General features: G+C 59.8%; 23 protein-coding genes. 7 read left to right on the top strand and 16 right to left on the bottom strand.

The features are described 5' to 3' along the window. Positions 1-244: 244 nt before the first annotated feature. The 7 genes from NJU76_RS24860 to NJU76_RS24830 form a co-directional block, all read right to left on the bottom strand. A complete protein-coding gene (locus NJU76_RS24860; protein WP_254533094.1) occupies positions 245-988 on the bottom strand; it encodes an ABC transporter ATP-binding protein in 744 nt (247 codons plus the stop codon). Continuing rightward, positions 981-1,805 (bottom strand): ABC transporter ATP-binding protein, encoded by an 825-nt coding sequence (locus tag NJU76_RS24855; protein ID WP_254533093.1) that lies wholly within the window; start codon positions 1,803-1,805, stop codon positions 981-983. The genes NJU76_RS24860 and NJU76_RS24855 overlap by 8 nt, the downstream gene beginning before the upstream one ends. Further along, positions 1,805-3,796: an ABC transporter permease gene (locus NJU76_RS24850; RefSeq protein WP_254533092.1), complete on the bottom strand. Its 1,992-nt coding sequence runs from the start codon at positions 3,794-3,796 to the stop codon at positions 1,805-1,807. Before NJU76_RS24850 ends, NJU76_RS24855 begins: the two co-directional genes overlap by 1 nt. A gap of 83 nt (positions 3,797-3,879) precedes the next feature. Beyond that, entirely contained in the window at positions 3,880-5,142 is a 1,263-nt protein-coding gene (locus tag NJU76_RS24845) for an ABC transporter substrate-binding protein (protein WP_254533091.1), read from the bottom strand. 518 nt (positions 5,143-5,660) lie between these two features. Then, positions 5,661-7,628 carry a TRAP transporter permease gene (locus tag NJU76_RS24840; RefSeq protein WP_254533090.1) on the bottom strand — a complete coding sequence of 656 codons (1,968 nt, stop codon included), beginning with the start codon at positions 7,626-7,628 and terminating at the stop codon, positions 5,661-5,663. A gap of 6 nt (positions 7,629-7,634) precedes the next feature. Continuing rightward, positions 7,635-8,591: a TAXI family TRAP transporter solute-binding subunit gene (locus NJU76_RS24835; RefSeq protein WP_256566945.1), complete on the bottom strand. Its 957-nt coding sequence runs from the start codon at positions 8,589-8,591 to the stop codon at positions 7,635-7,637. 280 nt (positions 8,592-8,871) lie between these two features. Next, positions 8,872-9,303, bottom strand: coding sequence for a universal stress protein (locus tag NJU76_RS24830; RefSeq protein ID WP_254533088.1), 432 nt, complete (start codon positions 9,301-9,303; stop codon positions 8,872-8,874). 83 nt (positions 9,304-9,386) lie between these two features. On the opposite strand from NJU76_RS24830, the gene NJU76_RS24825 reads away from it, so the two are divergent. Further along, a complete protein-coding gene (locus NJU76_RS24825; RefSeq protein WP_254533087.1) occupies positions 9,387-10,811 on the top strand; it encodes an FAD-dependent oxidoreductase in 1,425 nt (474 codons plus the stop codon). A 15-nt stretch (positions 10,812-10,826) separates the two neighbouring features. On the opposite strand, the gene hcaB is transcribed toward NJU76_RS24825, so the two are convergent. The 5 genes from hcaB to NJU76_RS24800 all read right to left on the bottom strand — a co-directional run bounded on the left by hcaB (position 10,827) and on the right by NJU76_RS24800 (position 15,051). Continuing rightward, a complete protein-coding gene (gene hcaB, locus NJU76_RS24820; protein WP_254533086.1) occupies positions 10,827-11,621 on the bottom strand; it encodes a 3-(cis-5,6-dihydroxycyclohexa-1,3-dien-1-yl)propanoate dehydrogenase in 795 nt (264 codons plus the stop codon). Then, positions 11,622-12,512: a VOC family protein gene (locus tag NJU76_RS24815; protein WP_254533085.1), complete on the bottom strand. Its 891-nt coding sequence runs from the start codon at positions 12,510-12,512 to the stop codon at positions 11,622-11,624. A gap of 128 nt (positions 12,513-12,640) precedes the next feature. Further along, a complete protein-coding gene (locus NJU76_RS24810; protein WP_254533084.1) occupies positions 12,641-13,096 on the bottom strand; it encodes a hypothetical protein in 456 nt (151 codons plus the stop codon). A gap of 2 nt (positions 13,097-13,098) precedes the next feature. Next, the gene (locus NJU76_RS24805) at positions 13,099-13,623 is read right to left on the bottom strand and encodes an aromatic-ring-hydroxylating dioxygenase subunit beta (RefSeq protein ID WP_254533083.1); all 525 of its coding nucleotides are present in this window, start codon (positions 13,621-13,623) and stop codon (positions 13,099-13,101) included. Positions 13,624-13,626: 3 nt separating this feature from the next. After that, positions 13,627-15,051 carry an aromatic ring-hydroxylating oxygenase subunit alpha gene (locus tag NJU76_RS24800; protein WP_254533082.1) on the bottom strand — a complete coding sequence of 475 codons (1,425 nt, stop codon included), beginning with the start codon at positions 15,049-15,051 and terminating at the stop codon, positions 13,627-13,629. Between the two features lie 208 nt (positions 15,052-15,259). Between NJU76_RS24800 and NJU76_RS24795 the strand changes: the two genes are divergently transcribed. After that, complete coding sequence (locus NJU76_RS24795; protein WP_254533081.1) at positions 15,260-15,661, top strand: PaaI family thioesterase; 402 nt, start codon at positions 15,260-15,262, stop codon at positions 15,659-15,661. A 209-nt stretch (positions 15,662-15,870) separates the two neighbouring features. On the opposite strand, the gene NJU76_RS24790 is transcribed toward NJU76_RS24795, so the two are convergent. Next, positions 15,871-17,427: a class I adenylate-forming enzyme family protein gene (locus NJU76_RS24790; RefSeq protein ID WP_254533080.1), complete on the bottom strand. Its 1,557-nt coding sequence runs from the start codon at positions 17,425-17,427 to the stop codon at positions 15,871-15,873. Positions 17,428-17,568: 141 nt separating this feature from the next. Between NJU76_RS24790 and NJU76_RS24785 the strand changes: the two genes are divergently transcribed. Then, positions 17,569-18,699 carry a CaiB/BaiF CoA transferase family protein gene (locus tag NJU76_RS24785; RefSeq protein ID WP_254533079.1) on the top strand — a complete coding sequence of 377 codons (1,131 nt, stop codon included), beginning with the start codon at positions 17,569-17,571 and terminating at the stop codon, positions 18,697-18,699. A gap of 259 nt (positions 18,700-18,958) precedes the next feature. On the opposite strand, the gene NJU76_RS24780 is transcribed toward NJU76_RS24785, so the two are convergent. Both NJU76_RS24780 and NJU76_RS24775 read right to left on the bottom strand, forming a co-directional pair. Continuing rightward, positions 18,959-19,297 (bottom strand): MFS transporter, encoded by a 339-nt coding sequence (locus NJU76_RS24780; protein WP_254533078.1) that lies wholly within the window; start codon positions 19,295-19,297, stop codon positions 18,959-18,961. Between the two features lie 7 nt (positions 19,298-19,304). Then, positions 19,305-20,306, bottom strand: a complete 1,002-nt coding sequence (locus NJU76_RS24775) for an LLM class flavin-dependent oxidoreductase (RefSeq protein ID WP_254533077.1) — start codon at positions 20,304-20,306, stop codon at positions 19,305-19,307. Positions 20,307-20,615: 309 nt separating this feature from the next. On the opposite strand from NJU76_RS24775, the gene NJU76_RS24770 reads away from it, so the two are divergent. After that, the gene (locus NJU76_RS24770) at positions 20,616-21,680 is read left to right on the top strand and encodes a quinone-dependent dihydroorotate dehydrogenase (protein WP_254533076.1); all 1,065 of its coding nucleotides are present in this window, start codon (positions 20,616-20,618) and stop codon (positions 21,678-21,680) included. Between the two features lie 80 nt (positions 21,681-21,760). Here NJU76_RS24770 and NJU76_RS24765 read toward each other — a convergent pair whose 3' ends face one another. Further along, positions 21,761-22,522: a class I SAM-dependent methyltransferase gene (locus NJU76_RS24765; RefSeq protein WP_254533075.1), complete on the bottom strand. Its 762-nt coding sequence runs from the start codon at positions 22,520-22,522 to the stop codon at positions 21,761-21,763. A 96-nt stretch (positions 22,523-22,618) separates the two neighbouring features. Between NJU76_RS24765 and NJU76_RS24760 the strand changes: the two genes are divergently transcribed. The 3 genes from NJU76_RS24760 to NJU76_RS24750 are packed head-to-tail and all read left to right on the top strand — an operon-like array spanning position 22,619 to position 24,611. After that, entirely contained in the window at positions 22,619-23,749 is a 1,131-nt protein-coding gene (locus NJU76_RS24760; protein WP_254533074.1) for a 2-methylaconitate cis-trans isomerase PrpF family protein, read from the top strand. After that, entirely contained in the window at positions 23,746-24,183 is a 438-nt protein-coding gene (locus tag NJU76_RS24755; RefSeq protein WP_254533073.1) for a hypothetical protein, read from the top strand. The genes NJU76_RS24760 and NJU76_RS24755 overlap by 4 nt, the downstream gene beginning before the upstream one ends. Next, positions 24,180-24,611, top strand: coding sequence for a MaoC family dehydratase (locus tag NJU76_RS24750; RefSeq protein WP_254533072.1), 432 nt, complete (start codon positions 24,180-24,182; stop codon positions 24,609-24,611). Before NJU76_RS24755 ends, NJU76_RS24750 begins: the two co-directional genes overlap by 4 nt. Positions 24,612-24,634: the final 23 nt, after the last annotated feature.

The raw sequence follows: 24,634 nt of genomic DNA, 5'->3' as shown, positions 1-24,634 counted from the left end.
CGATCGCGAAGGGTCGATACCGTCCGGCGGGGTGAACGACTCGACGGGGCGTACGTGGTCGAGACAGCGGTCTCTGAGACGAAACGAGAAGATGGTTCGGTCGCCGTCCCGGTACGCGTCGAGGTTCTCTGGCTCGAATCCCAACCCGTCCCGATAGAACTCGACCGCCTCGTCGACTCGGCTCGAAGGGATTCTGATATTCAGGTGATTGCAGCAGGGTACGAGCGGAGGTGGCCACGGCGAACTACGACGTGACTCCGAGGTATTGATCCATGACCTCCTGATTTTCGTTTAGCTCGTCAGAGGTTCCTTCGTAGACGATCTCACCCTGATTGATCACATAGTGTGTATCGGCGACCTCGAGGGCGACCTGGACGTTCTGTTCGACGAGCAGAACTGTGATCCCCTCGTCGTTCAGCCGTTTGATCGTGTCCTCGACGGCACGGACGATGAACGGTGCCAGACCTTCCGTTGGCTCATCGAGCATCAGGAGATCGGCACCGCTGATGAGTGCTCGCGCGATTGAGAGCATCTGCTGTTCGCCGCCGCTCATCTCGGAACCGAGACTGTGCTCGTTCTTCTGGAGGTTGTCGAACATGTCGATGACCTCGTCGATGTCTCGCGTGTTTGCGTCGTCGCCGCCGACCTGTGCAACCTCCAGGTTTTCTCGCACGGTCAGGCCCGGGAAAACGCGGCGTTCTTCTGGGACGTACGCAATTCCCTGACTGATCGTTTCGTCGTTCGTGAGGGAGGTAACGTCCGTTCCCTTGTAACTGATCTCACCGCTGACCTCTGGTACGTTCCCGAGGACGCTCTCGATCGTTGTCGTTTTTCCCGCGCCGTTCCGTCCCACCAACGAGACAACTTCGCCACGGTTAATCTCGAGATCGATGTCCCGAAGGACGTTACCGAGCCCGTATCCGGCGACGAGGTTTTGGATCGAGAGTAGCGTCTCACCCGTATCACCGTCGGCAGTACGCTCACTCATCGTTGTACCCTCCGAGATACGCGTCCTGAACGTGCTGATTGTCCTCGATTTCCTCCGGCGGTCCTTCGGCGAGGATCGATCCCTGATGGAGGACCGTAATGTTGTCCGAAAGTTGCATCACGAGTTCGACATCGTGTTCGACGAGGATGACTGTCGCGTCGGCCAGCACGTCGTTAATCAGATCGATCGTTTTCTGTTTCTTGTCGATGCTCATCCCGGCAGTCGGTTCGTCCAGCAACACGAGTTCTGGATCGGTCGCGAGAACGATCCCGATCTCGAGCTTCCGTCGGTCGCCGTACGACAGGTTTTGCGCGAGGAGGTCGGCTTCTTCCTCGAGGTCAATCCGCTGGAGGATGGTTCGTGCCGTCTGCTCGAACGAGTCGTGGGAGTCCGTCGGATAGACGAGCGTTTCGGCCTTCGAAAGATCTCTGTAGCCGCTCGCTTGCACAGCTAGGCGGACATTTTCGTATACTGTGAGTCCGTCTAGCAGGCTAGTGATCTGGAACGACCGTGCGATCCCCTTGTGGACGAGTTCGTCCGACGGGAGATCGGTTATGTCCTCGCCGTTGAAGTATATCGATCCTAATGTCGGCGTCCGGCCGCCGGTGATCAGATCGAGAAGCGTCGTTTTCCCGGCTCCATTGGGGCCGATAACGCTGTGGAAGTCGCCCTCGTTCACGGTGAAGTCAACGTGATCGACGGCGATGAATTCGCCGTATAGCTTCGCGAGGTTTTCGGTCTGGAGTATCGTTGATTTCCCCGTCCCGTCCTCGTTCGATGCAGTCCGTTCATTGCTGGAGTGACTTGTCGTTGCCATTAGTCTTCACCTTCGGTTGTGAGACTGGTACGAGCGGATCCGTCATCAGACCCTTGATGCTCGGACTGGATGTTCTCCCAGTAGGCTTTGAGGGTCGCTGGAAGCGACACGAGGCCACTCGGAACGAAGATGACGAACAGGATGAACAGCGCGCCGATAATCATTCGCCACGCATTGAAGTACGCCGAGAGCCAGTCAGAGAATCCGACGAACACGCCAGCTCCGAGCATCGGTCCGTAGAGGGTACCGGCGCCGCCGAGTACGACCATCAGGATCAATTCACCCGAGACCAGCCAGTGAAACAGTGCCGGAGAAGCGTACCCTTGTACGATCGCGTAAAGCGAACCTGCCAGACCGGCGAGTGCTCCACTGATCGTGAACGCTCGCAGTTTGTAACCACGAACGTTGTATCCCATGAACTCGGTCCGTTTCTCGCTCTCTTTGACGGACCGAAGAACGCTCCCGAACGGAGAGCGCATCAACGTCCGCGCGAGGAGGTACGAGAAGACGACGAGCGCCAGGACAAAGTAGAAGTAGAGATCGTTGCCGGATAGGAGGAGCGGATCAAATCCGACGACGATATCGTTTGGATCAAACCCGATCCCTGCAATACTGAACTCCCTCTGGGAACCGAACAACCCGTTGCTTCCGCCGGTAAAGTCGAACTTGTAGACGCCTTCGTAGAACAGTTCGGCGAACCCGAGCGTGATCAGGATGAAGTACGGTCCAGTCACTCGGATCGAGAGGTGGCCAACGATAGCTGCCACGAGCGTACAGATGGCGATAGCGACGACGAGCCCCACGAATATCGATGGCGTGACGTGGATGAACACCAACATCGTCGTATAGGCCCCGAGCCCGTAGAACATCGCGTGCCCGAGCGAGATGAGTCCAGTGTATCCCATCACGAGGTCGAGACTCAACGCGAGCAGAGCCCAGATCAGGAGCTCCTGCGTTAGCGAGACGTAATACTCCGAATACAAGATTCCCGAACCGAGTGGAACTAATGCGACGATCGCGATGGCCGCGATGCCGAGATACTTCCGCGTCTGTGGGGTAAGTATGCCACCACGCATTCCTGCTAGGAAGTCGGTATCCCCGCTCGGAACCTCCCAGTGTGGGTTCCCGAATAGCCCCTGTGGTCTGACCAGCAAGACGAGAATCATGATCAGGAAAATCTCGACACCAGAAAGGGACGGAACATACGTCGCTGCTGCGCTCTGGAGGATTCCCACGGCTACTCCGCCGATCACAGCGCCCTTGAAGCTGCCGAGACCGCCGATGACGACGATCACGAATGCCGGGATCAGGACGGAGTGACCCATGCCAATGTCCACGCTTTGGTAAGCACCGAGGATGACGCCGCCGACACCGGCTAGGGCCATCCCGAAGCCGAACAACAGCGTGTAGTACCGGTTGATGTCGATACCGAGATCGCCGACCATCTTGCGGTCTTGCGATCCTGCTCGGATAACGAGCCCGAATTTCGTGTAATTCAGCAGTATCCACGTTGCGACGACCAGTACCGTGCCGAAGACAATCACGAAGTAGTTGTAAAGCGAATAGCTGAAGCCCATAATCTCGACTGCTCCAGAGAGAACCGATGGCGGCGAGACGAACTTGCTATCGGTGCCCCAGATGAGCCGCCGAGCGTCGTAGAGGATGAGCAGAACGCCGAATGTAACTAACGCCTGATCGAGATGGCCCCGTCCGTAGAGTGGACGAAGCGTGTATCGCTCTATGGCTACCCCGAGAATGGCGATACCTAACGGAGCGACGATCAGCGCGATCCAGAATCCGAGTCCGGTCCCGAGCGCGACGATGATCGAAAACGCCAGATAGGCGCCGAACGCGAACAATTCCCCGTGGCTGATATTGAGAATGTCCATTACGCCGAAGATGATGGATAGTCCGGCAGCCGCCAAGACGTATATCATCCCAATGACGAGGCCGTTTAATACCAGTTCGAAGAGCAATGCAGTTGATACCATCGTGTTATCCTCCTCCGATCATGTGTGAATTGATATGCTCAGTGAATTCATTGTACTCGGACGATTTTCATGGTCGATGTCGCTCACATCTCACAGTTACCTGAACACTCGGGAGTCGTATTTTCTGGAGCGATTTCACTGAGGGTGTTGAGTTCCGTCATTTTAGCGTCGCCGTCCGGCAGGACGATTTCGGAGGGCCAGACCGGATTCTTCGACTGGTGATCACACTCACGGAAGCTGGTCGTCCCGAGGACCGTTTCGATCTCCAGCCCAGCAAGCGCGTCCTTGACTTTGTCGGGGTTGGTCGTTTCTGCCTCCTGGATGCCGTGGGCGGTCATCCGAACCGCCTCGTATCCGACGCGTGAGAAGGAATCGGGGAGTTCGCCGTGCATGTTCTCGTAGCGTTCGACGAACTCCTGGTTATTGCCCGTCTCGAGCCCCGCGTCGTATAGCGCTGCACTGTAGGTCCCGGCGGCAGCCGGACCGACCGCACCACGGACGACTCGAGCGAAGTTCGCTGTCCCGATGATCTTGATGCCGTCTTTGAGTCCTGCGCTGTCGGCCTGGGTCAGAAAGTCGATCAGGTCACCACCCGTCAGCGGGATTGCCAGTACCTCCGCGTCCGAATCAGAAATCTGGCTGATATACGGACCGAAGTCGTCCGTATCGAGTGCGGGTGTCGTCTGACCGACGATCTCGACGTCTTCACCCTCGAGGCTGCGCTCGATTTCCTCGATCGCCGAGTTTCCGTAGGCGTAGTCCGCCGTGTGTATCCAGACGCGTTCGTACCCTTCCCCGATGATCCACTCCGAGATGCCACTCGCCTGCTGTGCGGTGTTCGTCTCGTTTCGGAACGTGTACTCGTTACAGTCCTTTTCAGTGAGGTCCATCGAGGCACCGCCTGACGTGTAGATGACGCCCTGACTGGCCGCATATTCGGAAATAGCGAGCCCGACGGACGAGTTGACGGCACCGGCGATGAAGTTCGCGCCGTTGTTTTCAACAACGCGCTGGGCCCGCCGTCGCCCGGTTGATGGGTCCGTTTCAGTATCTTCATATACGGCATCAATTTCGAAGTCGAACTCGTCGGACTCGTTAACGTGTTTGACTGCTGTCTCGGCACCCTGGCGTTGGGGGGTGCCCTGTGGGCTGAATGCACCGCTAATGGGCGAGAGGATCCCAAATGTAGCAGTATCGAACCCGTATTCCCCGCTCTCGCCGCTTTCAGAGATACACCCAGCGAACCCAATCGCGCCAGCGCCGCCTGCTACCTGAAGCAGACGGCGTCTGTTTATCGATTCTGAGGACTGATCACATCCCCCGCTCTGTGTGTCACGCAAGGACATATCTCACCCCGATGTATTCCACCCTAATAAAATTCAGGGTCAGTATCGCCGAAGATCGCCGGGTAGATCGCTTCTTCGAGCGCTATCTCGCTCGACTTTCAGAACAGAAAATAACGGACTTAGTCCGTTATTAGTCAATCTAATAACAGAGTATGAAAAGCAGTCATTTTGTATATAGGCCAAATCTAGAATTCGTTTTGGGAAAGCAATAGTCGGTACTGTTCGGACGGTATCAGTCGACGTTCGGCCGTTGAACCGCTGATCTGGCTGGTATTAGTAGCAACTGTAGACTGGATTCCGAAGACGAGGGCGAGGATGGGGCTAACCAAGTCGCAATCCACTCGGGACGATCGCTCTAGACGGGACACGACTGTGACTGGGTTCTGGATACGAACGAAGTACTCTCGAAACAGAGAACTACTCTCGATCGTGATAATCCGGACCAGGATCTGCGTGCTGGCATTGCTCAGAGGGAGACGATGTCGTCCGGCGAAAATGTGAACGGAGAACGGTCGATGCTATTCGGTTTCCACAGCGGGCGGTGAGAGCCGTTGTTCGGCTATCATCTGGCGGAGCTGGCGGAAGCTACCGAGCACCAGGAGACACATGCCGAGGCCGTTCCACAGCAGCTCGGGGTGGACCAGGAGTATCGCCGCCCCGGTCAACATCCCGCGTTCGACCCTTGAGAGGTCGGTATATACGAAGCCCGTGATCGCGGCCGCGAGGGCACTGAACGCAACGACGGCAGTGACGACCGAAACGGCGATCGTTCCAGTCGAGCCGATGAGTAACAGGCCCGGATCGAACACGAACGCGAACGGGAGCAGGAACGCTGCGAGCGATAGTTTCCACGCCCAGAACCCGCTTTTGATCGGATCGCTCTCCGCGATCGTCGATGCGGCGTATGCTGCGATACAGACTGGCGGCGTGACCATCGCCATGAGTCCGAAGTAGAAGATGAACAGATGTGCCGTCAACTGGTTGACCCCGATATTCTCCAGCCCAGGGGCGACGAGGATCGCGAGGAGAATGTAGACGGTAACCGTGTCGACTGCCATCCCGAACAGGATACTCAACACCATCGTGACTATCAGGGCGAGTAACAGATGTGTTCCTGCCAGGTCCATGACCAGCGCCGAAATCGCAAGCGCAACGCCGGTCATGCCGATGACGCCGAGAACGATCCCGATGCACGTCGCTGCGACGACGATTGGTGCCGCTCGTTTGGCCGTCAGTTCGATGCCGTTGACGAATGGGTTCGAGGTCAACTTGTGGCTCTCCCGGCGGGGATCGTACAGTCGCGACTCGCTAAATATCGTCGTTACGACGAGCATGATGGCCGTCGCGTAGATGATGGACCGACGGACGCTCAACCCGTCGTACAGCAAGTAGACCAGGACGCCGACTGGAATCAGGTAGTAGAGCCGTCTGATCACGGTTTCCCTGCCTGGGATGACCTCGTCAGGCAACCCGGTCAGTCCGGATTTGAGGCTCTGAAAGTGCACGACCATGTACACACAGAAGAACAACAACAGACCCGGGATCAACGCCCGGGTGATAATCGTCACGTACTCGATCCCGGTGATATCCATCATGATGAAAATCGCTGCACCCATCACCGGCGGCAGGAGCTGTCCTCCCGTGCTCGCTGCACTTTCCACCCCGGCCGCGAAGTTCCGGTCATACCCCTGGTCTTTCATCGTCGGAATGGTGAATGCGCCAGTCGTGAGGGCATTCGCGACAGCACTTCCCGAAATCATTCCCATCGATCCACTCGCGAAGACGGTGAGTTTCGCCGGTCCCCCCGTCACCTTCCCAAACAGGAGTTTCGCGAGGTCGAGAAACATTTTTCCGCCACCGGAAACCTCCAATAATGCTCCGAAGAGCACGAACAGGAAGACGTAGTCAAACATCACTGACAGGGGAAACGAGAAGAGCCCGCGAGTTGTAACGTACATCTGAATCAGTAACTGCTCGGTTGAGTAGCCCGGATGTGCGAACACGCCTGGGAATATCGGACCAACATAGACGTAGGCCAACGCAGCGACAGTGAACAGGGGGATCGTCCAGCCGATCGTTCGGCGCGTCCCCTCGATTACCACGAACATTGCAATGACACCAAGTGGCATCTCGATCGATTGAATGCTCCCGGCTCGTTCGATGATCTGGCTCGAAAAGATGATCAGGTACCCGTAGGAGACGACCGTCGCCACTATCAACGCCGCATCGAAGCCATTACAGATTCGCCTCCCCCTGGATCCCAACTCCCGATCGATGGATTCTCGCATCGGAAACCGGAGGAACAGGTACACGAGCGTCAACATCAGGAACGTCCCGAGTCGTTGGTACGTATCGAACCGGAGCGTGACCGCGACGTACACCGTGAATCCGGCGATAACTAGCGCCAGGAGTTTTTCCGGCAGGGTAACGTCGTCGTCGATCGGGAGTAGGTCTTCTTGCCCAGCGTCGACTGCCGTATCACTCATGACTGGCTAGAGTACTCCTTCGTCCTCGAAATATTCGACTGCACCATCGTGGTACGGGATGCCGAAGTCGTAGTGTGCGAACTCCAGCCCAAAGTTCTCGGAGTTAACGTTGGCCTCTCTAATCGGCTCCGGGTTTTGTGTGACTGTCCGGCACAGTTCATAGATCACGTCGTTGTCCTTTTCCGGTGCCGTCATCCAGAATCCGTTAGTGCCCATCGCACGGATGGTGTTGTCGTAGTTCTCGAGCATCTCGGGTGTGACCTTCGCTTCCGTGGTCCACGGGAATACCTCCTGGAGTTGGTCGAACTCCTCGTCGCTGAACTCGAGCAGCCGGAGCTTGTCACCGTCGGTCGCGAACGCGTTCATCACGTCCGCGCCGTGGAAAATGAACCACGCGTCGACGTCTCCGTCTCGAAGCGCACGCCCACCTTCACCGTAGGTAAGGTACGTGTTGTCGGTTTCGAGACCGTACGTATCCATCAGCTCTTGGTGCTGGCCAGTTGTCCCACCGCCTTCGGGGCCGGGAGATACCGATTTCCCATCTAGGTCCTGTATCGATTCGATGTCGGAGTCTGCCCGGACCACGTAGTACTGTGCGACGACCTCCCCACGCATGATACACCGCATCTCGACCTCCTCGCCCTCGAACGGCCCGAGACCATTGTACGCGAGGTGAGCCACCTGATCGACGCTCGTCCCGATGTCAGTATCGCCGTTTCCGAGCATCCGCATGTTCGCGACCGACCCGTCCGACGAACTCACTGTCGCCGAGAGCTTCGGATCCTCGGAGTGTTCCTGGAGTAGTTTCACCCACGGGGCGGACATGTTGTAATGTGACGCCCCTTCCGCGGCCGTGTGGACCTGCAGGTTGACCGTGTCTCCACCTCCGAGACATCCGGCAATCGTACCGACCCCGATTACGCTACCACTCGTTATATATCCGCGTCTGGTTATCCGCGACATATTGTCAACCAGTCACTCACCCTATATCTTAAACCCTCCTATTGTCGTCAATCCACTCACATTTGGTAATTTATGTAAACGGCGTTTAGAATAGTATGTAGCACTATTATAGAATTTAAGATATGATCGAAGTCGAGCATGTCGTGCTACGGACTGCTGTACGTCAGTTCTGGTGCAATCGTGACCGCCTTGCGGCTGCACCGATACATCGGTGCAGCAGACCGTATGAGGCTGCCGTGTCCCTCCCCGGCCGATTACGGGCGCCGGTCGATGTACAACATCACTTCGACTCGACGATGGTCACCGGTTGGGAACTGTTGAGCACGACGTTCTGTGTGACGCTTCCGAACACCACTTTCCCGACGGGGCTTCGTTTTCGCCCGCCCATGACGATGTTGTCGACGTCCGCGTCAGCGGCGATCTCTACGATAGTCTGTGCTGGGTCGCCATGCTCCCGACGCACCGAGACGTCGACCCCTCGTTTCTCGAGTAACTCGGCAGTTGCCGTGAGACTCGTCGGCGGGTCGGTACGTTCGAACAGGTCCTCGGATTCGACGCGCCCACCGTCGAGGTCCTGTATTTCCCGTTTGGTGAAGACGCTCAACATGATCACTTCGACGTTGGTATCGGCGTAAGGTAACGATGTGACTGCTTCTGCAGCTGCAATCGCGCGGTCGGTATCCGGGTCGACGGGTATGAGAACTCGGTACATACAATACTAGAATATCATATCTGATGTTGCCTTAATCAACCGGCCGAAAAACGTTATATCCTGCCCATCCGAACTCGTGATCGATGACAGCTAACACCGCTACGACAGACGTCGCTATCGTCGGCGCTGGTATGGCAGGGCTCGTAGCAGGCGTGTATGCCACTGAACTCGGTGCAGACGTGATTGTCCTCGAAAAAGGGTCCCGACCAGGTGGATCGATGTATCTCTCTGCCGGGCTCGTCTGGTCCTACGAAACCCTCGCGGAAGCGAGGGAGAACGTCCCCGGCGGCGATCCGACCCTCCAGCGCGTGATCGTCGACGGACTCGACCCGGCGTACGACTGGCTCGAGTCACTTGGAGTAACCGTCCGCGAACCGCCGGTCGAACTACCGACTGGGGACACCGTTACGGCACCGACACCGGGCGCGAACTGCGGTAAGATCGAGCCCGAGGAGTTCACGCGGTTGGCGCGGGAGCAGATCGAAGAGGGCGGCAACGAGATTTTCGTCGATACGCCGATGACCGAACTCCGGACAGACGACGGGGCCGTCTCAGGTGTCGTCGCCTGGAACGAGACCGGTCGCCTCGAGATCGACGCTGACGCCGTGATCCTCGCAACCGGCGGTTTCCAAGGGAACGAGCGCCTACTCCAGGAGTACGTTACGCTGGCAATTGACGATCTCTGGCTCCGTGCGAACCCTTGGAGTACCGGCGACGGTCTCTTGGTCGCTCGCGATGTCGGTGCGAGGACGACTGGCGGGATGCATACGTTTTATGGCCACAACCTCGCCGCGCCCCCGGCCGAGGTGACGCCGGACGAGTTTTTGGAGTTGACACAGTACTACGGCCCGTTCACCGTGGCGCTCGACGAACACGGCGAGCGGTTCACCGACGAATCCGAATCGGACCTCGAGCACACGTTGGCACAGGATACGGCGCGCGAAGCCGACGGCCGAGCGTACTACGTATTCGACGCCGACCTCTACGACGACGAGGTGTTCAGCATGGGACACATCGGAACGATCGTCGAGCGGTCAGCCGAGGCGGGTGCGAACGTAATTCGTGCGGAATCCCTCACGGAATTTGAGGAGGAGCTATACGAGGCCAGCGTCGACGGAACGACCGCCGTCGAGACGCTAAAACGGTTCAACGAGGCCGTCCGTGACGGGCGTGCCGACCGGCTCGATCCGCCGCGGACCGACCACCAGCGCACTGTTGACACGCCGCCGTTCTACGCTGTCCCTGTCCAGCCCGGCATCACGTTCACGATGGGTGGCATCGCGGTCGACGAGAACGCGCGCGTAATACACGAGCGTCGAAGTCCATCCACGGTGTTCGGATACGACAACCACGACGAACCGCTCGAGCAAGTGGTGATCCCTGGACTGTACGCTGCCGGTGTGGACGTCGGGAACGTGAACAACCGTCACTACATGGGTGGCCTGGCGAACGCACTCGTTCTGGGCCGGGTCGCCGCCGAAAACGCCGTCGCCGAGGCGACGGACTAATACACGTTCAGAGGTTTAGAGGTCGGTTCCGCCTGCTGGCTCGTCGGCACCGCGGATCGATAGGCCGCTGTCGGCCTCGATGATGGTGCCGGTCGAGGCCCGCGAGTTCCGCTCGTCAGCGAGCAGGACGTAGTAGCCCGCGTACTCCTCGGGCATCGAGATGGTGAGTGGGTAGCGCTTGTCGATTTCTTCGGGGACTGCGGAACTTGACTCCTGACCGAGTGCGTCGATGCCAGAGAGGTTCGTCGGGCTGTACCCGACGCCGACGCCGTTGACGCGGATTTTGGGCGCGAGTTCGTACGCCAGTTGGCGGATGATTCCTGCCACGGCGTGCTTCGAGGACGTGTAGAGGAACCCGCCGGTCGCCGGGTAGAAACTGGAGTAGGAGGCGGTAAAGACCATACTGCCCTCCGTCTCCAGCAGTTCGGGCAGGGCGGCTTTCGCGCCGAGCATATACCCGAGGACGTTCACGCGGAACAGTTCGTCGAAGCCGGCCTCTATCTCATCGGGAGTGAGGTCGGACATGTGGATGGCGTCGTCGAAGATTCCGGCGTTGCCGACGAACACATCCAGTTGGCCGAACTCTTCGACCGTCTCCGCGACAGCGCGTTCGTTGTCTGCCCACTCGCTCACGTCGCCCTGAATCGCATGCACGTCCTCGAACTCGTCGTTCAGTTCGTCAACGCGCTCCTCGACGAGTTCGAGAACGCCGACCTGTGCACCTTCCTCGACGTACCGGTCGACTACTGCACGGCCGATACCGGCGCCGCCGCCAGTGACGAGCGCGGTTTTACCTTCGAGCCAGCCCATCTACGACCCCTCTTCGAGGAACTCCTTCGTAGGAACGACGCCGCCCCAGGTGGAAACCGTGTTCGATTCCTTATCGATCTCGCGGACGCCGGTTTCCGCGTCCGGATCGACGGTCGCCATCTCGGCCGTCAGCTCGATCCGGTTACCGCCGGGCGCCCAGAAGTACGCGAAGAGGTTCGACCCGGCGTTGTGGCGGCTCGGTCCGAGTTCGAGTCGGTAGCCCTTGCTTGCCAGCCGATCGCAGAAGGACTTCATGTGATCGAGCGAGTCCATCTGGAACGCGAGGTGATGGAGCGAGTAGACCACGTCGTTCGCGTTCGAGAGACCGACGTCGTGGTGGAACCGACCGTGGCGCAACCACGCCTGAACGGTGAACCCGGTCTCGCCGACGATCTTGTCCGAGACGGCGAAGTCGAGGTGCTCCTCGAGGAACGCCATGTCCTCGTCGACGTTGTGTGACATCAGGTTGATGTGATCGAGATCCCTGGGGGTGGCGGCGGTGCGGTCGGCCGCCGGTTTCACTGGATGGTGATACGCCGAATCCGCGACCGTCACGAGTTCCATATCGGTCCCGCTAGGCAGAGCAAACCTGATGCCATCGCGCTGTCCCGGTTCGTCGCTGCGCCGTTCCGTGTCGACGCCTGCGTCCTCGAGTCGAGTGGCGTACTCTTCGAGTTCCGTCTCCGTAACCCGGAGTGCGAAGTGCTCGACGCCGGTTTCACCCTCGATCAGTCCGAGGTCGTAGTTCTCGTCGAGGCCACAGCCGAGGTACACCACGTCGTCCTGCCGATCGAGTTCGACGAGCCCGACGACATCGGTGTGAAATTCCACAGCTTCTTCGATATCTGTCACTTCCAGCACCGCGTGCTCTATCTTTTTTACTCCTGACATGATTGTTGAGTTTCGTTCGTGTTTCCTTGGGTTCTCACACGATCGCGTTCGAACGGCGATCGCATTGGTTCATCACTGAGCCGGAACGAGGGCCACTCGCAACCGCTATTGACCGGGGCGAACGTGTGCTAGTGATGGTCGTGGTCCTCCGGTCCGAACGGCTGCTCGAGAAATGTCGTAAACGTCTCGTGGTCTTGGACTGTGAGCCACTCCAGTTCGTCGACGTCGAGCGTGATCTCGTGGCCGAGCTTCGGTGCCCGGAGATGGACCGCGTCGTCATCGACGCGTTCGAGTTGGACCTGTCCGTACTCGTTCGCGATCATCAGTTCGTCGACTTCGCTCGGAGCGCGTTCCACCGTCGTCGTTGTTCTCTCGACGGTCGCAGCGCGGTCAGCCATCTCCGAGGACTCCTGCCACGTGACACTCTCGAGCGCGACTGCATCAAGGCGGATCGACTCGTCGGTTGCTGACGCGTCGAACTGGAGCCGTTCGCCGCGCGGGGTGTGCACTTTCTGGATCGTCACCTGGCGGTTGCCGTCGGCTACCACTCGGAGTGGTTTACCGCTTGGCTGTATCTGTGGCATGATTAGAAGAACACCGAGATGTTCTTGATCGGAAGCACGGTGTGATCGAGGTGAATGTCTCGCTCGGCCAACTTCAACGTTCCGTCGACGCGGCGCAACACGTCGTGTCGTTCGGCCGAGAGGATCGTTCCATCCGCCTCCTCACCTTGTGCCTGGTACAACAGCAGGTTGTTCTTCACGGTTAGTTCGTCGCCGTCCACGTCCGTAACCCTGACGTTCGTGACGAAGTGACGGGTCCGAGACGGCGGATCCTCCGACCAGGCGAACTCCGACTGGAACCGGTCGACTCGGGCTTCGAGCGTCGATCGGTCCTCGCGGTAGTTGAATCCATGATCGCTGAACTCCGACCGATCGGTGCTACGATCGCGGGTCACTCTGATCGGCATGTCGTAGCGAACGTCCTCGGTCAACAACTCCAGCCACGCCTCGAGTTTCTTGGCGTCGAGCAGTTCGGCCTCGCGGTTGTAAAACTGTACGCACTCGTAATGTCGCTCGTAATCGGCCTGCTGTGTCACGTTTTCGTTCATGGTTCAGATGTGATCCTCCGGGTACTGCATGCCGATCTCCTCGCCATTCATCGCCTTCTGCCAGTTGCCGTGGAACGTTCGACAGGTCCCCTCCTCGAGGTTGTCGTCCCAGGCGGTGCCGGGGCCGTCCCAGTCTTCGTCGATCTCGGCCTGGCCGATGCCCGGCATTCCCATCTGGTAGTTCATCTGGACATCCTGTTTCTCGGCGAACACCGTTCCGGCAGCCTCCGCGATACCGTCCCAAACGGCGAAGTCGTCCTGTTCGAAGTTGCCCGACGGGCTGAACGTACCGAGGGCGACGTCGTAGGCCCGCTTTTTGTACTCCTCTGACGCTTCGGCAGGGACGAGGACCCAGCTCCAGGCTTCCATCTCGCCGGGGCCGACCGGCTGCCACTGGCGGAGACTGAAGAAGCCGTCGAGAGGCTTGTCCGGATCATTCGTCGCGGCGAGGTGGATGAACGACAGGTTCGGGAAGATCGTGCCGGTCGCGGCTCCACAGGCAGCTGCGAGTTCGTACTGGCGGTCGCTCAACTTCTCGTCGGTGACGTACTCGTCCGGATATCCAAAGAAGATATCCTCGTCAGGTTCAAGCAATCGGAGGCTGGTCGAACCGGAGTCGGCGTGGGTGACGTGGCGCTGGGTCTCCTGGCCGGCGGTGCCTGAGATATCCTCGTCACCGAACCCGACCTCGAACACGGAGCGGTGAGCGACGCCGGTGTGGTAGCTGTCGGCCGAGAAGTTGTCGGCGCCAGACTTCCAGTCGCTGTCTGCTCGCCAACGGTGTGGTTCGCCGATGACCTCCATCCCGCCTTTCGCGATGTCGAGGTGGACGTCCAGATACCACTTGAAATCACCAAGGTATTCCTCGAGCGACCGGCCTTCCGATGCAATCGAGGCGAAGACGAGGCCCTTGTAGTTCTCGACGCGCGGTGCTTCGTGAAGTCCCCACTCGTCGGGATCGAGTCCTTCGAACGCCTGGTTGCGAAGGGGGATGCCTGCGAGATCGCCCGTGTTCTTGAACGTCCAGCCGTGGTACGGACACCGGAAGTGGGAGCTGTTGCCCTGCTCCGCCTTGCAGAGTTGACTGCCGTGATGCGTGCAGGTGTCGAACAGGACGCGGATCTCGTCGTCCTCGCCGCGGACGAAGATGAACGGATCCTTGCCGATGTAGCGTTTGGCGTAGTCGCCCGGTTCCGGGATCTCCGTCTCGTGGCCGACGAACACCCAGGCCCGGCCGAAGATCCGACGCAGTTCCGTCTCGAAGATCTCCTCGTTATTGTACACCGTCATCGGCAGCCTTCCATTCTCGAGCGCCCCTCGGTGGGTTTCGAGCAATTGCTCGACACGAGGTGAATTCGGCTCCTCGCCGGTCGTTACCGGTGACTCGCCCACGTCGCCGTGTGGACAGCCATCTTCTTCAGTTGCCATACGTTCACGTATGTTATTCGACCGTCTTAGTTATTTACCTTCCTACGTATGATATATCGTGACCGCGCCACCGCGACCGCGCCACTGGAAACCGACCGGGCACTCCGGAAGGCGCGATACGGCGTCCAAGTCCTCATGATCGCCGTATTCGACCGGTTACACGGCTGCTCCCAAAGTTTCACTTGCCGCGGGCCGAAGGCACGGGTGTATGACCAGCGATGATCTGACAGCGAATCGAGAACGGATCTCCAACGATCCGCTCTGTCGAACCCTCGGCATCGAATTCGAACGAATTGAACCGAACTACGCAGAAACGACGCTGGACGTGACAGCGGATCTCACGAACTTCAACGGTAAGCTCCACGGGGCAGTTATTTTCGCACTCGCGGACGCGGCCGCCGGTGCCGCAGATCAAGCGAACGGAACGACGACCGTCGGCATCGAAACGAGTACGTCATTTCTCACGGCCGTCGAACCCGGCGAAACGCTGACTGCTACGGCGGAGGTCGTTCATGAGAGTGCCAAATTCAGCACGACGCAAGCGTCCGTCGAGACGACCGATGGGACGGAGGTGGCGACGTTCAACGCCCGTGGCTACCGGATCGACTAGGAAGGATTCTCGTAGCCATCCAGCCGGTTCGAGAGCCAAAGATTCTCGTCTGGAACCGACGAGCGTCTCCGATAATCTCACTGTTGCTCTCGGGTCGTGATCGGTGTCGCGCATTGGAGCAGTCTTCTCATACGGTCTACTGTACCGATGTACCGGTACAACCGCGACCGCCCTGCAGTTGCACTGGAACTGACGTACAGCAGACCACATCAGTCACTCGTCGTCTCTACGTGCTCGAGTTCCCGAAGTTCGTCCTTGATGACGCTCCCGCCGCTCGGGTTACGCGGGATCTCTGGGACGGTTGCGACAGCCCGCGGGCGCTTGTAATCGGCGAGCGAACTCTCGCGACAGTACTCGACGAGGTCATCCTCGTCGATCGATCGCCCGTTAGTAGGGACGACGTATGCCTTCGGTGCCTGTCCCCACTCGTCGTGATCGACACTGACGACGGCGACATCCTCGAGATCGTCGTGCTGGAGGAGGACGTTCTCGATCTCCGTCGGGTAGATGTTTTCACCGCCGCTTATGATCATGTCGTCCTTGCGGCCCTCGACGTAGATATAGCCGTCCTCATCCTTGTATGCGAGATCACCGGTGAAGTACCAGCCGTCGACGATCGATTCGGTGGTCCGCTCGGGACGGTTCAGGTAACCGTTCATCACGGATGCGCCCTTACAGATGATCTCGCCGGTGGTTCCTGGGGGTACCGTCGCGGACGGATCTGGTTCGCCGTCGGGGTCGACGATTTCGATCTGCTGGTAGGAGAACCCCGTTCCACACGACCGGGGCGATACATCGGATTGCTCCGGCGGCAGGACCGAGATCGGGGGCCCGACCTCGGTCGCGCCGTACACCACGGAGTGGCGGTCACAAAGGTGGGTCCGGCACCGGTCGATCAGTTCGTCGGTCATCGGTGCCCCGGAGAACCACCAGAAGCGCAACGAACTGAGGTCGTACTCCTCGATACTGTCGACTTTCGTTATTCGATCATACTGTGCGGGGACACCGCCGAGGACTGTCGCATCCCATTCTTCGACCGCTTCGAGCGTCGCCTCCGGGTCGAACTGCTCGAAGATGACCGTTGGCACGCCGAACTGGATGAACGGGACGAACCCCGTATACAGCGGCCCGCTGTGAAACAGCGGGAGCGGCAGTACGTTCACGTCCGTATGACGAAGGCCAAATTCGGCGATCATGTTCATACAGACCAGCACCCGATCCGAGTGCGTGTGAACCACGCCTTTGGGCTTGCCGGTGCTGCCAGACGTGTAGAAGTAGCCGTCTATCGTCTCCCCGCTGACCGGGAGCCCCGGTTGCTTGGTCGAGCCGTTTACCAGTTCCTCGTAAGAGAGGTAGTTCGAATCGCCGTACGTGTACAGCGGCGACTCATAGGATGCCAGCACCTGCTCGACGGATTCGTGGTCTTCGACGAGATTTGAGTCCGCGATCAGGCAGGTGGGATCGGCGTCCTCGAGGACGTATTCGACGTCAGAAGCGTCCAGACGAACGTTGATGGGCATGACGATCGCGCCGACCTTCTGGGTCGCGAAGAACGTCTCGACGAACTCGATCGAGTTGTGAGCGTAGATCGCGACGACGTCGCCCGTCCCGATACCGATCTCCAGGAGACCGTTGGCGATCTGATTGCTCTCGGCCTCGAGTTCCTCGAACGTCCGAGTCCGGGTTTCATTTACTGACTGACATGCAACGGCGAGTCGGTTGCCGAAACGGTCGGCTGACTCGCTGATCATCCTACCGATATCCATAGTAGACTCGTGAAGGAGCTACGAAATAAATATATCGGTGGTTTAACCGATGTTTCCGAGAACAATCTGCCCAAGTGTACAGTCGCTGATGGTAATTGTTGGCGTGACAAACCTAAAGTCACGGGAGTCGAGTCAGTGGGTATGCGTCTCGACGGCATCACCGTTCTCGATCTCACGCAGCTCCTTCCAGGTGCGTACGCGACACAGCTACTCGCCGACATGGGCGCGGAAGTCGTCAAAGTGGAACCGCCCGATGGCGATTCACTTCGGGAGGTGTCCGTATTGACTCCCGAGAGTGGCGTATTCGAGGGACTCAACCGCGGCAAACGGAGCGTCGTGCTCGATCTGAAACGCGAGGCGGGGCAATGGGCAATTCAGGAACTGGCGGCCGATGCGGACGCCGTGATAACGGGGTACCGATCGGGGGTCATGGAGCGCCTCGGTGCCGACTATGACACGCTCCGGCAGGAAAACGAGACTCTGGTCTACTGCTCTCTGTCAGGCTACGGGGAGAGCAGCCCATACCGCGACCGGCCCGGCCACGACCTTACATTCACGGGGATCGCGGGGCTTCTCGACCTTTCGCGGCAGTCACGGGCAGAGCGGCCGACGCTCCCGCCGTTTAGTGTCGCCGACATGGCGGGCGGGCTGTTCGCCGCCTTCGCCGTCTCGTCGTCACTGCTAGCCCGCGAACGGGACGGGGACGGGACGTACCTCGATATCAGCATACTCGACGTCCTCCTTACGTTCGGGCAGTCTCGAGCGCCAGCTACGCTCGCCGGTGACGACCCGGGGCCCCCAGGCCCGTTTACCGGGCGATTTCCGTGTTACAACATCTATGAGACCGCTGACGGACGGTACGTGACGCTGGCGGCCCTGGAGCCTAAATTCTGGCATCAGTTCTGCGAGGTCGTCGACCGACCGGACCTTCGTGAGCGACACCGGTCCGACGACCCTGCAGTACGCGACGTGCTCCGCGAGGAACTCGTCGATCTCTTCGCGACGAAGACGTGCGAGGAATGGCTCGAGACGTGTGCCGGCGAGGGGACGACGCTCGCTCCGGTCAATACGCTCGCCGAAGCACTCGCCGACCGTCACGTCGCTGACCGATCGATGGTCGTCGACGGGCGACTCGGGCTTCCCGCTCGAGCCGAGCCGCCGGTCGACCCGGCGACCGAGAGACCGCCGGAACTGGGGGAACACACGCGGGCGGTCCTCGAAGCGGCAGGGGTCGCGGCCGACGAAATCGATGAGATTGTCGAGGAGACCTGAGGCCGACTCGACCGCTTACCGGAGCGACTCGTTTTTCGTCTCGACCCCGAATACGAGGACAACAAGCCCACTATAGCGATCATGCTGACGGCGAACGGGGTCAGCGCGACAAAGTACCCCTCGACGAGTATGACGGCGAGGATCGGCCCGCTTATCGACACGATTTTGCCGATGGCGCTTACGACCCTGAATCCAATCCCGCAGACCTCCGTCGGGAACAGCTCTGGGGTATAAACGAACATCGGGCCCCACGCGCCGATCAGGAAAACACTCGCGAGAAAGAGACTCGACAGGGGGCGAACAGCGAATAACACAGCACAGACCACTGGAACCCGAAGACGCGGCCGAAGCGGTCCGCGTACCAGCCCTCGAATCCGCTGCCGAACACGATTCCGACGAGGGCGGCGCTGCCGAGCAGTTCGGCCCCAAGTCCGGACAGTCTCCACGGGTCGATAATTGCGGGAAGGACGAACGAAATCGGGAGTATTTCGATGGCTGTAAAACACAGCACGGAGCCGGTGGCGACCAACAACCGCCAGTGGAACGGACCGACCGCGAGGTCGTCGACGGCGTCACTGGCGGTCGTTTGGTCTGCCATCGGTTGGTCAGAACGCCGGGATCACTTCGTCAACGAACTTTTCCATCTGTTCGAACTGATCTTCTCCGCCAAAGCGGATAATAAACTCGTCACAGCCACTCTCGTGGAATTCCTCGATCCACTGGATGAGGTCGTCGGCGTCGCCGCTTGGCCCCCATTCTGCAGGGTCTTTGCCCTGGTAGAGATGTGGATAGTACGTCTGGATATACTCGTCCATCTTCTCGTCGGCGGCGTCCGCGTCGTCGTCGATCGTCATCGTCACCTGGAATGTCGTGTGGATGTCGTCCGGATCGTACCCGTTCTCTTCGGCGTAATCGACGATGCTGTTCCATTGTCGCTCGTACTCGTCGGGCGCGTCAGAGAGCCCAGCCGCCATCCAGCCGTCACCGAGTTCCACGATCCGCCAGGCTGCGCGGTTGATGACGTCGTCGGTACCGGAATCGTGGTGGGCCGGATTGCTCACGACGAGTACCGGTGGCTCTTCCTGGACCGGTTCGAGGTCGCGCACCTCCGGACCGCGCCGGAAGTCGACGTCATTGAACTCGTAGATGTCGCCATCGTAATTGAGTTCGCCCTCGCGCCAGAACTGCTTGAAGATCTCCAGTTGTTCTTCGAGCATCTTTGCGCGCTTGCGGTAGTCAAGACCGAGAACGTCGTACTGTTCTTTACATCCCGGCGTCGGCGGTCCCATGCACGCGCCCAGTTCCATGCGCCCGTCCGAGATCATTTCGAGACTGTTCCAGGCCTGTAGAAACTGCACTGGATGGCGCATCGGGGTGATCATGCAGCCGGTTCCGAGCGTGACCTCGTCGGTGCGCGCCGCGAGATTGCCGAGTAGACTGATTGGTTCAAGCCGAGGTCTGTCGAGGAGACTGTCGCCGACCCAGACAGAGTCGAATCCGTAGTCCTCTGCAGCTTCGCCGAGATCAAGCATTTTTTCGACCGGATAGCTCTCTACGAGAAGCGGTTCACGATTGTTGATGTTAATACCGAACTCTACCATCGTCATTTCGACGATTCGGACAAGAGTAGATTAATAGTTTTTATTAAATTCTGACATCCTCCGAGTATCGTCGTCCTCGACGAAGGACGATCGATGACGGTTCGGCAGTGGTTCGGCAACGATTGAATGACGAATCGACGGTGGTTCGACGATGATCGATGACGGTTCGCCGACGATTCACTGCGAGGTATTGTCGTTGTCTGCCGCCATCAAGCCCTGAGATGGCTGTAAAGTCTGCCCCGAACGGCCGAGTTCGCGTGGTCGTGCCGGCGTAAGACCGAACAATTTACTTCATCGGACTCCAGCCAACGGACAATGACACTCTACGAAACTGTCCGGCCGGCGTTGTTTGCACTCCCGGCCGAGACGGCACACAACCTTGGCAAGCAAACCATGGGAATCGCGCAGTCTTCGGAGACGATCAGACGGGCGATTCGGTACGGCTACAAGTTTCGTCACCCGATGCTCGAGGTCGAACGCTTCGGGCTCACGTTCCCCACACCGATTGGCGTGGCGGCGGGGTTCGACAAGAACGGGGAGGTCATGCATTGTCTGTCCGATCTTGGATTCGGGTTCGCCGAGGTCGGAACCGTGACGCCGTATCCGCAACCGGGTAACGAGCGGCCGCGGCTGTTCCGACTGCCCGAGGATGAGGCGATGATCAACCGGCTCGCGTTCAACAGTCAGGGGACAGACCGAGTGCGCCAGCGGATGGCGACCAACGGAACGCCGCCGGTGCCGGTCGCGGTCAACGTTGGCAAGATGAATACTTCCAACGAGAGCGAGGCGATCGAGGACTATCGCCGGGTGGTCGATCGACTCTCCGAGTACGCGGACTATTTCGTTCTAAACGTCTCCTGTCCAAACACACCCGAGGAATACGACGAGCAGAGCCCAGAGCACCTCCGGGAGATCTTCACCACGCTCGAGGCGGAGAACGACGAGGGGAAGCCGCTGCTGGTGAAGGTCGGGCCGGACTCACAACGTGGGGACCTCGACGATCTGGTCGATATCGTCGAGGAGTTCGCCGTGGACGGCATCGTCGCGACCAACACCACCACCGACCACGACGACCTGACGGGGAAACACCGCGATGAGTGGGGTGGCGTCAGTGGCACCCCGCTCGAGTCCGCGGCGACGGCGACTGTCGCGACGCTCGCGGAACTGACCGATCTCCCGATTATCGGCGTCGGTGGCGTCGACGATGCCGAGAGTGCCTACCGGAAGATACGGGCCGGTGCGTGTCTCGTTCAGGCATACACTGGCTTCGTCTACAGGGGTCCCTCGCTCGCCCGCGAGATCAACGAAGGCCTCGTCCGGTTGCTCCGCGAGGACGGGTTCGACACGATCGACGATGCAATCGGGGCCGATCTGGACTGATATGGACCGCTGAAAGATGGTTCCGATGCGACCGCGAGCCGTCCTGTGGTCACGTCAGTAAATCGGGACAGCGGACTGTATCACCGACGCGCACGAACGAGGACTTTCAGGTTCGAAAAGGAAACGAGGTTCCCGTCCTCGTGTGTAATCTCAAAGAGCGACTCTGCGCCGTCCGGCGGATCAGCGAACAGTTCGCGTAACCGCTCGCGGGCCTGCTCGGGCGTATCGAGTTGGCTCACCCAGTCTTCGTAATTAATTTCCTTTTTGATCAGTCGGCGGTGCTCGATATCGAACCCGGCGTCGGTGACCCACTCTACCCACTCGGCTTCGGTGGCCGATCGAACGTGGGTCGGATCTCGAAGCCGTTCGACTTCGTTAAGGAACTCGTCCAGTTCGGTGGCTGGGGGCGCGACGTTGTCCTCGAGCGCGAAAACGCCGCCGTCTGCGGTGATGCGGGCGACTTCCTCGACGAGCGCCGAAGGGTTCGGGAAATGGTGGGCCGCGATCCGGCAGGACACGGCGTCGAACACGTCGGCGTCGAACGGCAGGCGTTCGGCGTCGGCAACGACGCCCGCGACGTCGAATTCGGTCGTTGCTGTCTCGATCATCCCGGGAGCGGCGTCAGTCGCAACCACTTCGTCGACGCCATGATCCGCGATTGCACCAGCCGTGTGACCCGCCCCTGTTGCGACGTCGAGTGCGCGGGTGGCCCCATCACACCAGGACGCAAGTCGTTCGAGGTCGTCACCGGCCCGGTGGACGTCGCTGTTAAGATACGCCGATGCGCTCTCGTCGAACGACGACGCGGCTTCGCGCTTCTGTGTGGTATGTTCGTCTACCATTGGCGAGAGCATATTGGCGTGAACGAATAGGTGTTTTCCCTCGATCGCTCCCGACCGTCGCTGTTATTACATCTCGTGACACACTTTGGCACGACGATGGCACAACAGCGTATCTCTGCGAGCCTGTTTCGTGGCGGAACGAGCAAGGGCGTCTACTTCAGACGGAAGGACCTGCCGGCGGACCGGGACCGGTGGGATCAACTCCTGCTGGAGACGTTCGGTAGTCCGGACCCGATGCAAATCGACGGCATCGGAGGATCCTACTCGACGGCGAGCAAGACGATGATCGTCAGCCCCGGCGAGGGCGAGGTCAACGTCGAGTACCTGTTCGGCCAGGTCGGCATCGAAAAACCCGTCGTCGACTGGGGCGGCAACTGCGGAAATCTCTCGTTCGCGATCGGTCCGTTCGCGCTCGAACGTGGGATCGCGACCGCAGGCGTGACCGACGGGCGCGCGTCGCTCGTCCTCGAGAACGAGAACACCGGTACCGTCGTCGAGCAGTCGATCCCCGTCGACGCAGACGGTGAGCCGCGATACCGTGGCGATTTCTCAGTCAACGGTGTCCCTGGGACCGGGGCCCGAATCAGATCTCGATTCCTCAACCCGGGCGGCTCAGTTACCGGCGACGTGTTCCCGACGGGCAATCGGACCGACGTCCTCGAGGTTCCCGGTGTCGGCGAACTCGAAGTGTCGCTGGTCGACGTCTCGAACCCGTGCGTGTTCGCCCGTGCGTCGGACCTTTCGCTCACGGCCGCCGAACGGCCCGAGACGATCGACGGCAACGATGCTGTCCTCAAACGCCTCGAGCGTGTCCGGAGTGTCGCCTGTGAACGGTACGGCTTCGTCGACGATGCCGACGATGCGACCGCGGAGAGTCCGGGCATCCCAAAGATGGCGATCGTCGGCGAGCCCCAGCCCTACGAGACTGTCGGCGAGGACACCGTCGAGCCCGAAGAGTACGACTTGCTCGCACGCATCATGTCGATGCAGAAGGCCCACCACGCATACGCTGTCACCGGCGCGATGTGTACCGCCGCTGCAGCCGCAATTCCGGGGACGATCCCGCACGAGTTCCGCCGCGAGCGGGACGCCGACGGGATTACGATCGCCCATCCAAAGGGAACGATATGGGTCGGTGTCGACGTCGACGGCGAGGAAGTCAGGGCTACCGCCGTCGATCGAACCGCCAGGGAGATCATGCACGGTGATCTATACTACCTCAGATGAGTATCGACCCGACGCGGCTCGAGGGCGAGACGTTCGAAGGCAGGTCGTTCACGCTCGAACCCTGGATGGCATACCTCTGGATGGAGGCGACGGCCGGTACTGACCCCGACGGGGACGAGCTGGGCGTGCCGCCGACGGCCGCCGTCCTCGTTGCGCGCGAGGCGGCGTCGCTCTCGACGATTGAGAATCGGCTCCGTGGCGGTGAGTGGGACGAGCCGTCTGTGTTTCTGGGCGGCCATCGGTTCTCGTTCTCACAGCCACTCAGCGCCGGGACGACCTACCGTGCGAGCGCCGAAATCCCGTCGGTCGAACGTAAGTTCGGGTCGTCGGGCGCGTTCCACGTGGTGACGGTCACGTACGACGTTACCACTGACGACGGGGTCTCGGCCTACGAGATGGAGACCAAACTCGTCGTTCGGGGGCCCGAAGAATGACGAGGGTCCTCGAGGTCGGGGAGACGGTCGTCGAGCGGACGTTCGAGGTCGATCCGGCGGGGATGCAACTGCTGACGGCGATCCTTCGGGACCCCAACCCGATCCACTACGACCGAGAGTACGCGACACAGCGTGGCTACCCCGGTCGCGTAAACCAGGGGCCGATCAACGCCGAGTACGTCGCGCAGGCTGCACTCGAGGTCGCCGAGTCGCCGGCCGGTCTCCGGTCGCTTGACGTCCAGTATGAGGACTTCGTGTTCGAATCGGAGACGGTCACCGCGATCGGGACCGTCGCGGATATGGATCGTTCGGACGCGACGGTCGAACTCGTCCTCGAGTTGCGCGCGGACGACGGGACGGTCGCGGTGACTGGGCAGGCGGTCGTCGACGTGGACCAGGACTGGCTCCCGGTCGCCTCTGGAAATTAAGCCCTGCACTCGTCGACAGTTTG

Source organism: Natrinema gelatinilyticum (assembly GCF_024266705.1).
Lineage (GTDB): Archaea > Halobacteriota > Halobacteria > Halobacteriales > Natrialbaceae > Natrinema > Natrinema gelatinilyticum.
The sequence above is the reverse complement of the archived record's forward strand: the minus strand, read 5'-3'. Positions and strand labels throughout refer to the sequence as shown.